We start from the raw sequence: 13,595 nt of genomic DNA on the forward strand, positions 1-13,595 counted from the left end.
CACTGCACAAGCCAGAAATAAACGTCTTTCGAAAGAAACTTTACGTCATTTTATGTCCATTCAATAATCCAGAGCGTTCTTTTCCTTTTATTTTCAATTAATTGAAAATTACCTTCCTTTCTGATTCTGAATTTTTTGTGTCAAAACATTGCTAATTGTTCCTCTGTTTCATGATTACGTTTTTTCATTTGCTTCATACTCGATCCGAAAAACACCATGATTCAGAAAAACCCCTTTTTTTGACACAATCCATGAAAAGCCTGTTCACGCCCTGCAATCACGTTACGGATTGAACAGTCCTGCTTTGGCGTTTTGACGCATATCCGGTATGTTTCGGGTTCGCATCGTTCTGCGCGTCCGCGACCCATCACACAAGCCGGGCTTGGCCCGAAACTGGATGTCAGGAGCTTTCGGGATGAGCTTCCATCATACACTCGGCGGAGAACGCTATGGATTTGATGATCTCAAGGGGCTGCTCGCCGCAGCTTCCTCTCAGAGATCCGGAGATGAACTGGCAGGTCTTGCCGCCACATCGGACGGTCAGCGCATGGCCGCACGCTACGCACTGGCGGAATTGCCTCTCAGCACCTTCCTGAGCGCCGATCTCGTTCCTTATGAGGAAGACGAGGTCACGCGGTTGATCGTGGATACTCACGACAAGGCCGCCTTCGCGCCCATCGCCCATCTGACGGTGGGTGGTTTCCGTGACTGGCTGCTGTCACACGAGGCTGACACAGCCACCCTCGCCGCCGTAGCACCGGGCATCACACCTGAAATGGCCGCTGCCGTCAGCAAGATCATGCGCAATCAGGATCTGATGAGCGTTGCGCGCAAGATCAGGGTCATTACCCGGTTCCGCAACACCATCGGGCTTGAGGGATGCCTTGCCTCCCGCCTGCAACCCAACCATCCGACAGACGATCTCAAGGGGATCGCCGCCTCCACGCTGGACGGGCTGCTCTACGGCATGGGCGATGCGGTCATCGGCATCAATCCGGCGACGGACAGTGTCGCCAACGGGCTGGCGCTGCTCGACATGCTCGACCATGCCCGACAGCATTACGATATTCCCACCCAGACCTGCGTTCTGACGCATGTGACAAACACCATCGAGATCATCAATCGCGGTGGTGCTGTCGATCTGGTGTTCCAGTCCATCGCCGGCACCCAGAAGGCCAATGAAGGCTTTGGCGTCAACCTCGCTATTCTCAAGGAAGCGCATGATGCCGCGCAGGGACTGAAGCGTGGCACGGTTGGCGATAACCTGATGTATTTCGAGACCGGACAGGGCGCAGCGCTTTCCGCCGACGCGCATCACGGCATTGACCAGCAGACTGTGGAGGCCCGGGCCTATGCTGTTGCACGAGCTTATAGGCCGCTACTGGTCAACACGGTCGTGGGCTTTATCGGTCCGGAATATCTCTATGACGGCAAGCAGATCATCCGTGCCGGTCTTGAAGATCATTTCTGCGCCAAGCTAATGGGTGTCCCGATGGGCTGTGACGCCTGTTACACCAATCACGCCGAGGCCGATCAGGATGATATGGACAACCTGATGGTGCTGTTGGGCACGGCAGGCATTTCCTTCCTGATCGGTGTGCCGGGCGCGGATGACATCATGCTCAACTACCAGAGCCTGTCCTTCCACGACATTCTGACATTACGGACGCTGCTGAACCTGAAACCGGCACCGGAATTCGCGGCATGGCTTGAAAAAATGGGTCTGTATGACAGCCATTCTGACAAAATGCTGCCTCTGTCTCCCAGCCAGACACTTCTTGGCCAGATGATTGCCTGACATGACAGACAAGACACTCCCCACCGCATCGACCGGAGGCGGCAGCCCTGACCCGTGGCACGGACTGCGTTCCCTCACTCGCGCCCGCATCGGGCTGGGCCGCAGCGGAAATGCCCAGCGTAGCACGGATGTTCTCGCATTTCAGGCGGCCCACGCACAAGCGCGTGACGCCGTGCATGCACCGCTCGACATCGACACGATGCAGGCGCAGCTGAAGGACGAGCCCTGCCTGATCGTTCACAGCCGCGCACCGGATCGCCCGACCTATCTACGTCGGCCTGATCTGGGACGGCGTCTTGATGCCGAAAGTCTCGCCAGTCTAAAAAAAGGCAGTTGGGACGTTGTGTTTGTCGCTGCAGATGGCCTTTCCTCCGTCGCCACGACGGAAGGTGCGGTCGCTCTGTATCACGCGATGAAAGAGCGCCTCCAAGACTGGTCGATTGCGCCTCTTGTCATCGCAAAGGAAGGCCGTGTCGCCATTGGCGATGAGATCGCCGCCGCCATGGGAGCGAGCATGGTGGTCATGATGATTGGCGAACGTCCGGGGCTCAGCGTTGCAAACAGCATGGGCGTCTATCTCACATACGCACCCCGCGTTGGCTGCCCGGATTCGGCGCGCAACTGCCTTTCCAACATTCACCCTCACGGCCAGCAAACGGCTGTGGCGGCTGACAAACTCGCCTGGCTGATGCGCGAGGCCAGACAGCGAAAGCTGACCGGCGTCGATCTAAAAGATGACGCGCCAGAAAGCACCCTTCTCCAACAGACACCACCCGCTCTTGATAAGGACACACGCGCATGACCACGGGTGCGACAAAACTCAATAAGACACTGAGTGCTTTCCATTTATGGGGGATCGGTGTCGGTCTTGTGATTTCAGGCGAATATTTCGGCTGGAGTTATGGATGGGGCACGGCCGGAACGCTTGGCTTCATGGTCGCCACGATCTTCGTGGCGCTGATGTACACTTCCTTTATCTTCAGTTTTACGGAACTGACGACGGCTATTCCCCATGCAGGTGGCCCGTTCACCTACAGCTTCCGCGCACTGGGTCCACTGGGAGGTCTGATCGCAGGCCTTGCGACGCTCGTTGAATTCATTTTTGCACCTCCTGCGATCGCTCTTGCGATTGGCGCTTATCTGAACGTGCAGTTTCCGGCCTTATCACCCAAAGTTGCGGCCGTGGGCGCTTACATCATCTTCATGGCGCTCAATATAATCGGCGTTCACATTGCCGCATCCTTTGAACTGTTCGTGACAATAGCGGCTATTATCGAACTCCTTGTCTTCATGGGTGTGGTCGCACCCGCCTTCTCATGGAATAATTTCGTTCATGATGGATGGGGCGTTGCTCCTCACTTCGGTCTTGAAGCCATGGGAGGCATTTTTGCAGCCATTCCTTTCGCCATCTGGTTCTTTCTCGCCATTGAAGGCGTGGCGATGGCCGCAGAAGAAGCAAAAGACCCGAAACGCTCGATTCCCGTGGCCTATATTGCAAGTGTGCTGACGCTCGTTTCCCTTGCTTTCGGCGTCATGATCTTTGCCGGCGGTGTTGGCGACTGGAAAGCACTGGCGAATCTGAATGATCCGCTTCCCGAGGCCATGAAGCGCGTTGTCGGAACCAACAGCGGTTGGCTGCACATGCTGGTATGGCTTGGACTTTTCGGTCTTGTCGCCTCCCTGCACGGCATCATCATGGGCTACGCCCGTCAGATCTTCGCTCTGGCCCGCGCCGGATTTCTTCCTGCGGTCCTGGGAAAAATCCATCCACGTTTCCAGACCCCTTACGTCGCCACCATTGCAGGCGGAATCGTGGGAATCGCTGCTATTTTCTCCGATGATGTTGTGTCGATCGCCGGTCAGTCCCTGACGGCTACACTCGTCACAATGTCGGTTTTCGGCGCTCTGACCATGTATATTCTCAGCATGATCAGCCTGTTCGTGCTGCGTCGCAAGGAGCCGAACATGGAGCGCTCCTACCGTGCGCCGCTCTATCCGATCCTTCCAGGACTCGCCTTGAGTTGCGCAATTGTCGCACTGACTGCGGTTATTTTTTACAACACAACAATCTTCTTGATTTATATCACGTTCGTAATGATTTTATCTGTATTCTTTATGATGCGATCCACGAAGAAGCGTCTGCAGGCTTCCTGAGCCAGTCAGAGTCGATCACGAGAGAGGGAAGTTATATGATCGAAAAATACCGCAGAAAAGGCCTGCTTCTTTCATCAACGCTGGTGACAGCAAGCCTGATCCTGCCGTATGCGGCCCACGCACAGACTGTGTCATCGCCTGCTCCGGCCACGGCTCCTGTCGTCAACATCAATGCACCGAAGGAGACACCCGCTCCTGACGCGCTTGCTGACAACAACAAACTCGTCGATGATGATGTTGCGGAAACCGAAGAAAGCCTGAAAGTCGTACAGGGCAACATCTTCCACCCCAAGGCAGGAAAACCTCTCTCCTACTGGGATGGATTGGTGGGGCACCTCACCGTGGAAGCCGGTATCGCCGGCAACCCTTGGACACGCTCGGCACGCAACTTCGGACAGTTCTATGTTGACCGCGCCAACACCGTTACACTCAACCAGATCATGGGTTCCCTCTCCCATCCTGTAACGAGCATTGGTGATGGTTACGGCTTCGGCTTCAACTTTGAAGTCATGTATGGTTCGGACGCCCGTTTCGATCCGACCGCAGGTATGGGTGACGGGTCTCTGACCGGCCTGTATCAGTGGGTTCCGACACAGGCACATGTTGACTTCCACATGCCGTGGCTCTTCAAGCGCGGTATCGATGTCCAGCTTGGTCAGATGTATGGTCTGCTCGGTTCCGAAGGCACACCGGCTCTTGCCCGTCCCTTCTATACCTTCAACTATGCCTCGGATTACATCGTACCGTTCCAGGTCATCGGCATCTATACCACCCTGCACTTGAACAAGCATGTTGACTGGATTCTGGGCATTGACGCGGGCAACTCAACGTCCTTCGGCAATGCCGGAAACAACAGCCGTCCGAAGGGAACTTTCGGCTTCGCCTTCAACGATCTCATGGATGGCAAGCTGAGCTTCCATCTCCTTGGTCACTTCGGTCCGCAGGGCAACAATGGTGAATCGCGGGCCGCAGCCGGCTGGTACAGTGTGGGCGTCGGCAAGATCGCCAATGAAAAGATGCAGTATAACGGCGACATTCTTGCGACCTACAAGCTCAACAAAAAGATGACCATCACCATTGATGGGACCTATCTGCATGATGATCTGGCGCGTGATGATGTCTATGGTGTCACAAGCTATTTCGCCTACGACATTAATCCGAACCTGACCTTCAACGCCCGTGGTGAAATCCTGCGTGACAACACAGGCGGCACGATCGCTGAATATTCAAGCTTCACATCCTTCACCAAGGCCCTGACAAACCAGCCTTACCCCTACTATGTTGCCGCCCCCACGACCTTTGGTGCTCTGACAGTCGGCGTCACCTATCGTCCGGAATTCATCAACAAACATGTCAGTTTCGGACAGTTCACCTTCCGTCCGGAAGTCCGTCTCGACAAATCGCTCAACGGGACACGCCCCTTCAACCAGGCGGGCACAGCCGCCAATCCAGTCGTGAACAACGGCACCAGCAACATGCTGTGGTTCAACGCCGATGCCATCTGGGCCTTCTGATCCAGACCACGCATAAACAGACTGTCTACACAGGGGAGTGTCTGCACTCCCCTGTACGAAAAGAGATCGCCACCAGCGCCTCTCGCCATGATCCTGTGAACATGATCTTATAGGCCAACCAACCACCATGGATGGGCCTGATGGTCACAGCTCCTTTTGCAGTCAACGCACATGCCTCACGCGGCAGACTCTATGATGAGCCCGCGTCTCCCACACGCTCGCCCTGGCAGCGGGATCGTGACCGGGTCATCCATTCATCAGGCTTCCGGCGGCTCCAGTACAAAACTCAGGTTTTCATCAATCACGAGGGGGATTTCTTCCGCACCCGCCTGACCCATTCCCTCGAAGTCGCCCAGATCGCACGATCCATGGCCCGGTATTTCGGTGCGGATGAAGACATCACTGAAGCCATCGCCCTCGCCCATGATCTTGGTCACACTCCTTTTGGTCATGCGGGAGAGGACGCCCTTTCCCTCGCGATGGAGCCGTGGGGCGGGTTCGATCACAATACACAGGCCCTCCGGCAGGTGACTGTACTGGAGCAACGTTATCTCCAGTTTGATGGCCTCAATCTGACATGGGAAACGCTGGAAGGGCTGGTAAAACATAACGGCCCGGTCAACCATGTTTCCGGCTGGCTGCGAGATTATACAGCAGCTCAGGATCTGGAGTTGCACACCTTCGCTTCGCTTGAAGCGCAGCTGGCGGCCTTGGCCGACGATATTGCCTATCACGGCCATGATCTGGACGACGGGATCAAATCCGGTCTGCTCACGCTGGACGATCTGGTTGATGTGCCAGTGGTTAGCGATGCTTTGCGGGAAGCACGTCGGATTGCCGCAACCCTGCCGCCCCGTCCTGTTACATCATTCGGAGCCGGTAGCCGCACGGGGGATGCGCCCACGACCGCCAGCGCATCCATCGCTACACAGGATCAACGCCTCCGCCATGAGATGGTGAGGCGTATCGTCCATGCTCTCGTCTCGGATGTTCTCAAACAAACCGAAAAAAATCTCGTCGCGCTCGAACCGAAATCCGCCAGCGACATCCGTCATGCCGCCAAGCCGGTTGTGAGTTTCAGCCCAGCCATGGGCGAAGCCAACGCGCAGATCCGTTCTTTCCTGTTCGCCAATCTTTACCGGCACTGGAAAGTCAAGCGGATGACGCACAAGGCGAAGCACGTGGTCGCCGAGCTTTTCGATACGCTGGGCTCATCCCCGGGTCTTCTGCCCGACGGATGGCGTGAACAGGCCGATGCCGCCGCCGATGAAGCGGGACGCCGCCGTGTCGTAGCCGACTATCTAGCGTCCATGACCGACCGTTTCGCGATGGAAGAGCATCGGCGTCTGACCGATCTGTCCGTGCCGGGGTAATATCAGCGGCGTTACGGATTGACCCTTCTCTGCCTTTCCCCACAGGGAGACGCAGCCTTTCTTGACCTTGAGGTATTGATAACAGACCGGTTTCCAGAAGCGCCATCTTTGACGGGGTTTGAGGCTGCGGTCCGAAAAAAGCCAATCCCGGACACCACAATGACATACAGAAACACCGAAGTTTCCTACCGTCCTGCTTCAAACACATCCTGCAAAATACTGTTCAGTCGAACAGCATAAGCTTTGGCGCTGTTCTCCTGCTCAAGCATCCTTAAGGCGCCATCGCGTACTGTGTTCCACAGTTCCTCGTCCGTGTAGAGAGCCACCACACGCTCGGCGAAACGTTCGGCATCGTTGTCGCCGCCCGACACAATCTCCAGACCATCCCGCCAGCCAAGCTGACGGCAGAGGAGATCAGACGCCACCACCGGCAATCCGTAGGATGCCGCCTCATGCACCTTGAAGGGAATACCGCCCGCATAACGGGTCGGCGCGATAAAAACACGGTGCGTCGCATACAGTTCTGACGGGTCTTTGACCGGTCCAAGCAACTCGACACGCGGATCACGCCCCAGAACACTGAGATCAACTGCGGCCCCACGGAAACCGGCGACAGAGAACCGGACATCCTCAGGCAGACGATCCCGCAGCAGGGGCAGAACCTTCTCCACGAACCAGATCAGGCTGTCATGGTTAGGCGAGTTAGGCTCATGAATAGCTCCGAGAAAGAGCATGTCACGGCGCTCGTCCCATGCCCTCGGTATCGGTCTGACAGGACACATGTGCCCGAGCTCAGCGACGTTTTCAAAGCCAGCCTCATGCAGAGTGCGCACGTCCAGCGAATTGACTGCGACAATCTTCCGGCAGAACCAGGCCGCTGCAAATTCAGCACCCAGCGCTTCGTCCAGCGTTCGCGTCTGCGGCTCGTCAAACAGCTGCGCCTTCAACAGATCACGAGGAGACGTAACCGCCTCCGTGTCGAGCACAACCGCATTGAGCGGCAGCGCAGGAGCCTGCGCCATCAGAATCGGCAGCAATCTGCCTATGTTATGCGTCCGGCCAATCCACACACAGTCCCATACTCCGCTGCGTTCCTGCAGAAATGCGTCAAGCGTCTCATAACCACGGTCATGCAGAACCTCCACCTCCGGCGGAAAATCCGCATAGATCCGGGATAGGGGGTCAACCGACGCATAGATCGGAAAGACCGTGACCTGATGACCAAGCGCCGCCATGGTGCGCACAATGTCATTGGAGCGCACGAAGCCGGAGCCCAGACTGCGCAAGGGCACGCGATCCTCAATAAAGAGAATACGTTTGACCGACGCGCCAGCGTTACTGCGGGCACGCGCCGCAAGCCGGGGAGATGGCGGGAAAGCCTGTGCAAAAATGGCGGCGTGTCGCTGTTTCAGACGGTGACGATCCGCCGTATCAAAAGCAGACGCTTCCTTATCGCTGACATCCTGCGAAGTCAGAAATGCAGGCTCATAGCCAACATGCCGCCCTGCCTCCGCAGCGCGCAGACAAAGGTCAGCCAATTGCGCCGCCTCAGACTCCAGCCGCCCGTCAAATCCCTCCAGCTTTTCCAGCAAAGTACGGTCAATCAGGAGAGCAGGGACCGTCCCACATGCCACAGGTCGGCGGAAACAGGCGGCAGGCTCTTCCATCGTGGCGTTTTCAAGATAATGGATCAGCGATCCATCCCGCCCGATCAGAGCGCCCGCTTCGAGAATACGACCGTCAGCCCGCAGGGTCAGACCCGTCACAACGCCGATACACTCCTCCGCCGAAGGTACTTGCGTGTCGAGCGCATCAAGTGCGGCCTGCAAGCTGCCGTGAGCCAGACGCATCCCCTGCCCCAGCCATAGCACCGCCGTTCCGCGAGCATGAGGCAGCGCTGCTTTCAGCGCCTCGGCCCGTGTCACCGAACGATCCAGTCTCAGAATCTGCATGCCACGGGCAAAATGCTGCAGACGCGTCGTATCGTCACGTGACCCTGCATCCACGACGATAACATCCAGAGGCCCGGCATAGGTCATGTGCAGGGCCGACAGGGTAGAGAGGGTCAGGGACAGACGATTGCGGACAAGGAGAATAACACTGAGGCGCGGCTCATCCTGCGCGGTAAAATCCAGAGGACGCGCAGCCAGAAGCGGTAGAAGGTTTTCAGCTTTGCGCACCGCGAGCCCTTCGAACACTTTCAGATCCGGACGTTCCAACCCTGCATCGAGTGGCTGCTGGTGCCGACGGGACAGCCAGTGCTCGAACACATCGCGTACCAGACCGCGCTCGATATCAGCCCGGACCGTTCCCGAGAAAAAGTAGGCGTTGAGATCGACATCCGGATGGGGGCGACGACGTTCGAATGCGCCATAACGCAGGAAATGGTCGTAGGCGGAACGAAGCTGCCCCGTCGCTATCGCGTCCGCGATATCGGGATACTGCTCCAGATAATAGGCTTCACTGAACCACTCCAGACCGCAGAATTCGACCGGCGTTTTATTGGTCAGGAAATGATGCAGCGGGTTGCGTATCTGCCCCGCCTCCACCGCTTCTGATACTTCTGGATAGGTTTTCAGATACCATTCAGGATCGAAATACCAACTGACCCTGAGAGTGTTCTGTTCGGCTTCATCAGCCAGAAAGGCCGCAAACGGTCCGGTTTCCGGAATGGAAAGCGCACTAGTCTTTCCTGCCGCCTGTCCGGGGGAGCCGTCGCCCCTGACACGGGCATGAGCGTAATAGAGATGCGGATCAAACAGCAGGTGGCCGGAGCGGAATTCACGGTCGCCATATCGAAGATAATGATCGTATCCGTTGAACGCACCGAGCCGTTCCAGCGTGGCCCGAGTCATGTCCGGATAGCGTGCAAGGTAAACTGTTTCTGAGAATAGCCAGTGCGGAGACCGGTTGATGTAACCATCCGAACAGTAATGAGCGAAGCCGGACTCAAAAGAACCGGCATGCACTGCTGCTGCGACGTCAGGATTGACCTGCAGATACCATTCTTCATCAAAAAAACGATTGGGTGAGAGATGCAGCTCTCCGACAGTCTCTGCATAATGTGCGGCGAGCGCTTCCGGGTCCGCATCGACCAGATCGCCCAGCACATCCCGATAACGGGTACGATACCACTCGGCGTCAAAGCGCCCCCAGAGAGGAGCATTATCAGCAGGAAGCGCAGAAACGACAGACGACACCCATGGCCCTTTCAACACCTGGCGAGGACATCTCCCCGAGCATGGCAACGGTTATGCTGCTGGAGACAATGTGTGAAGGGCTTTTCTGCCTTCGACACCTGTCTCCCTTTGGCATGCATGACGCGACTGGCGTCAGCCTGCCGCCGGCTGGGAACGTCGGGACTGCCAGAGAGCCAGAAAATCAATCTGCTGGATGATGACGGGAATGAAGCCAGCCTCACGCGTCAGATCAGCCAGATAGTTCCGGGCAGCAGGGAAGAGCATTTTCGGAGCTTCAACCAGCAGCATCGGCTCAAACGACTCTGTCGTCACGTTGCGCAGGGTGAACATCCCCGAATAGGTGATCTGGGTTTCAAACAGCGTCGGCGCTTCGCTACCGTCCACAGGCGTGTCACCACGTCCCACGCAGTTCATCACTATGTCGACTTCGAAATCTGGCTGATTTTCCGCAATCTGCCGCGCCATGACGTCCAGCGTCATGGATGTATTGGGACGAACGGGCGGGCGGGTATGCAGCAGGGCTGAATCGAGCGCCCTGAACGATACGCTGCGGATATACTGTGCACCCATCAGAAGCGTCGGTGTTGCAGGTGCCTTTGATCCGGAACCGCCCACGCTATCCGTAGGATTTCCCGCACCTGTGACTGTTTCCATCGTATTCTGATCGGCCATACCTGAGGAGACTTTCTGTTACATATAAATCCTGTGCGCAGAAGGGCTTAGCAAACTCCCTGCAGCACTGCGAGTGTAATCCCAAAGCCATTGCCATTAAATGAAGCGACCATGTAAAATTCCAAGCGCAGGCATCGGCACCCAACCTTTCGGCAGTTCTCCCTTATAAATCAAAGTGATATGATAATCAGGCGCGGGATCACGTGCCTCGGCTAGGAATCGGGCGTACGCCGTAACCTGCTCCCTTCGCCACTGACAGTCGGCCAGAGCGGCATCACGCGATGTATGAATACTGGCGACCTTCCGTTTACGTCCGATCATCGCCACCACTGCCCAGATCTTGTCCTTCCCGGACTGTCTGCTTTCCTTTTTCCCCGGGAGTTCGAACGGCAGAACGGTCACCATCACACCGGCCCTTTTTCATCTCTGCCGCTTTGCCCTGCCTGATGATCAGCGTCACAGACAGGGAAACGATAGAAGGGAAGAGAACGTTCCCTCACGAAACCACGCGCCCCGAAGGATGGCAAGCTGTCTGAGGGTGTCCAGACATGCCTGACATCAGCAGCACCTCCATCCCGGAACAGCCATGCACGGACCCTTCCTCAACCTCAGCGCATCAGGATGCCACGGTTTCAAATAGAAACGCGCGTAAAGCCCTCTCCTGTTCCGCATCTTCTCCCAGTTCATGCGTCTCGACAGCAGCAATGGGTTGCAGGGACAGGGCCGATATCAGCCACGCTGCCTTCACTTCCTTTATACGGATAAGCGGCACGGACTGTTCGACACAGAGTCCTGCCTCCAGCAGTCTAGCCCGAGACGTCCCCGGCAGGGCACCGTCCTCAACCGGCGGTGTGACCAGCCGGTCTTCCAACATCAGCAGGATATTCGCAGCACTTGCCTCGGCCACGTTGCCCTGCGCGTCAAGCAGCAGGGCATCATCGTAACCTACGGCGACTGCTTCCATCCGCGCCATGACCATTGGCAGGTAATTGAGAGATTTGACCTGAGACAGAGGTGAACTTCCATCCCGCATATAACGGCTGACGCCCAGACGAACGGGGCCGGGTATGGCTTTCGTTGCCGCAGCACAGGTCAGCATGACCGTGAGCTGCACCTGCACGGGAGGGCGAAGTCCGCGCGGCCCACAGCCTCGTGTGACCGTAAGACGCATACTCCCATCGACGAGACCGGATGCGGTCAGAAGGTCGTCCACAGCCCTCCGGAGTATGATCCGGTCGGGCGGGGGCAGAAGCAGCGTCACACATCCGGTGGTCAGCCGGTCCAGATGCCGCTCCAGCAGGGGCACGCAGCCTGCCGCTACCCGCATGGTCTCGAACAGTCCGTCTCCCAGCAGGAGGCCGCGATCGGCCGGATCGATTCTGGCCTCACTCGCTGGAACAAGCACGCCGTTAAACCAGATCAACGAGGTCATGCTCCGAACACCTTCAGCAAAGCCTCGCCTTTCAGCCGCATCTCGTCATATTCGCGTGCGGGATCAGACAACCATGTGATCCCGCCGCCAACGCCGATCCTCAGCCTGTCATCGCAGCACTCCACGCTCCGGATCACAACCGAACTGTCCACCGCCCCATCCCTGCCAATCCGGAAGACGCTGCCACAATAAGCCCCACGCGCTGACAGTTCGACCTGATCGATGATCTCCATGGCGCGTTTCTTGGGCGCTCCTGTCACGGAGCCCGGAGGCAATGTAGCCCGCAGAAGGTCGAACGCATCGAGACCGGATTTCAAACGTCCATGCACGCAGGAAACGAGATGCTGCACATGGGCGAACGACTCTACTTCACACAGTTGCGGCACCGACACCGAACCGATGTCACAGACACGCCCGATATCATTGCGCATCAGGTCGGTAATCATGAGATTTTCGGCATTTTCCTTTTCGTCCCGCCGCAGTTGTTCAGCCAGACGCTGGGTTTCCATCGTATCGCGCCCTAAGGGAGCAGTTCCCTTGATGGGGCGAGTCTCAACAACACCTTCGCGCGAAAGCGATAGAAACCGCTCCACCGAGGCGCTCAGGAGGGAGAACGGGCGGTCTGCGTTCCGTCCGCAAAGTCCTCTGAGAAAAGCTCCGAAAGGTGCGGGTGATCCCTGACGCAACAGGCCATATACGGCTAGATCGTCAAAAGCGGAGGGCACATCGGCCTGCCATCGCAGTGTCAGATTGGCCTGAAAAATGTCGCCTTCGCCAATCAGACGGACAACCTCCCTGACCCCTGAAATCCACTGCTTCCGATCCATGTCGGGCTGAAAATGCACGGGAGCAAAGTTGGATGACGTCCGCACGCTTTCACCCGGCAGCAAAGGCAGAGTGGCCTTCCCTGCCCTGAAGCAGCGTCGCTCCAGCCGGTCAAAAGCAAAAACAGTTTCATAAGAGGCCGCAAGAATGTCCGGTGTCTCCGTCCGGTGACGCGACATCACCCCTTCCAGCGCCATGCCCGCAGCATAAGACGCCAGACCAACCAGCCCTCCTGCAAAAGGAAAATCTGTATGCTCCACAGGCTGCAACCGGGCGTGCATATCCTGTAGATGGTGCCATGCATTGCCGGCGACAGGGCGACCATTTCTGATCACGCCATCCCGCGACGATACAAGTGTTTCAGACGGTTCCACGCACAGAAACGACCAACGCGCGCGCTCGTCACCGGGGAGAGCGGCAGGCGTCCCGCCACTATCGAGGAGCGCAACCCATGGTGCGGCCTTCCAGACCTGCACAGCGGTCCATGGATCAACCCAAGGGAGTTCGGTGACAGAGAAAGGCGGCATGCCCGCTTTTTACACACAGATCAGACTTCTGAGAAACACTCCCTTTGGTCATCTCTATTTAATTGTATTTGTGGCGCGGTTCGCAAACATGCGGCAGGAA

10 protein-coding genes are annotated in these 13,595 nt (G+C 57.1%); 5 read left to right on the forward strand and 5 right to left on the reverse strand.

Annotation, left to right across the window (positions count from 1 at the left end; genetic code table 11):
- Positions 1-415: 415 nt before the first annotated feature.
- The 5 genes from B3759_RS14030 to dgt all read left to right on the forward strand — a co-directional run bounded on the left by B3759_RS14030 (position 416) and on the right by dgt (position 6,839).
- On the forward strand, positions 416-1,798 hold the full coding sequence (locus tag B3759_RS14030) for an ethanolamine ammonia-lyase subunit EutB (RefSeq protein WP_291366761.1): 1,383 nt from the start codon (positions 416-418) through the stop codon (positions 1,796-1,798).
- A gap of 1 nt (position 1,799) precedes the next feature.
- Positions 1,800-2,600 (forward strand): ethanolamine ammonia-lyase subunit EutC, encoded by an 801-nt coding sequence (gene eutC, locus B3759_RS14035; protein ID WP_291366763.1) that lies wholly within the window; start codon positions 1,800-1,802, stop codon positions 2,598-2,600.
- Complete coding sequence (gene eat / locus B3759_RS14040; RefSeq protein WP_291366765.1) at positions 2,597-3,952, forward strand: ethanolamine permease; 1,356 nt, start codon at positions 2,597-2,599, stop codon at positions 3,950-3,952. The genes eutC and eat overlap by 4 nt, the downstream gene beginning before the upstream one ends.
- Before the next feature lie 35 nt (positions 3,953-3,987).
- Positions 3,988-5,466: an outer membrane beta-barrel protein gene (locus B3759_RS14045; RefSeq protein WP_291366767.1), complete on the forward strand. Its 1,479-nt coding sequence runs from the start codon at positions 3,988-3,990 to the stop codon at positions 5,464-5,466.
- 140 nt (positions 5,467-5,606) lie between these two features.
- A complete protein-coding gene (dgt, locus tag B3759_RS14050) occupies positions 5,607-6,839 on the forward strand; it encodes a dGTP triphosphohydrolase (RefSeq protein ID WP_291366769.1) in 1,233 nt (410 codons plus the stop codon).
- 185 nt (positions 6,840-7,024) lie between these two features.
- Here the strand turns inward: dgt and B3759_RS14055 are convergent, their stop codons facing one another.
- The 5 genes from B3759_RS14055 to B3759_RS14075 all read right to left on the reverse strand — a co-directional run bounded on the left by B3759_RS14055 (position 7,025) and on the right by B3759_RS14075 (position 13,495).
- Positions 7,025-10,039 carry a glycosyltransferase gene (locus B3759_RS14055; RefSeq protein WP_291366771.1) on the reverse strand — a complete coding sequence of 1,005 codons (3,015 nt, stop codon included), beginning with the start codon at positions 10,037-10,039 and terminating at the stop codon, positions 7,025-7,027.
- 132 nt (positions 10,040-10,171) lie between these two features.
- Positions 10,172-10,711 (reverse strand): protein-export chaperone SecB, encoded by a 540-nt coding sequence (locus tag B3759_RS14060; protein WP_291366773.1) that lies wholly within the window; start codon positions 10,709-10,711, stop codon positions 10,172-10,174.
- Between the two features lie 96 nt (positions 10,712-10,807).
- Positions 10,808-11,116, reverse strand: a complete 309-nt coding sequence (locus tag B3759_RS14065) for a hypothetical protein (protein WP_180952756.1) — start codon at positions 11,114-11,116, stop codon at positions 10,808-10,810.
- 211 nt (positions 11,117-11,327) lie between these two features.
- Positions 11,328-12,143 (reverse strand): aminotransferase class IV, encoded by an 816-nt coding sequence (locus B3759_RS14070; protein ID WP_291366776.1) that lies wholly within the window; start codon positions 12,141-12,143, stop codon positions 11,328-11,330.
- Positions 12,140-13,495, reverse strand: coding sequence for an anthranilate synthase component I family protein (locus B3759_RS14075; RefSeq protein WP_291366778.1), 1,356 nt, complete (start codon positions 13,493-13,495; stop codon positions 12,140-12,142). Before B3759_RS14075 ends, B3759_RS14070 begins: the two co-directional genes overlap by 4 nt.
- Positions 13,496-13,595 lie beyond the last annotated feature (100 nt).

The sequence above is a fragment of the Acetobacter sp. UBA5411 genome (genome assembly GCF_002409645.1).
Lineage (GTDB): Bacteria > Pseudomonadota > Alphaproteobacteria > Acetobacterales > Acetobacteraceae > Acetobacter.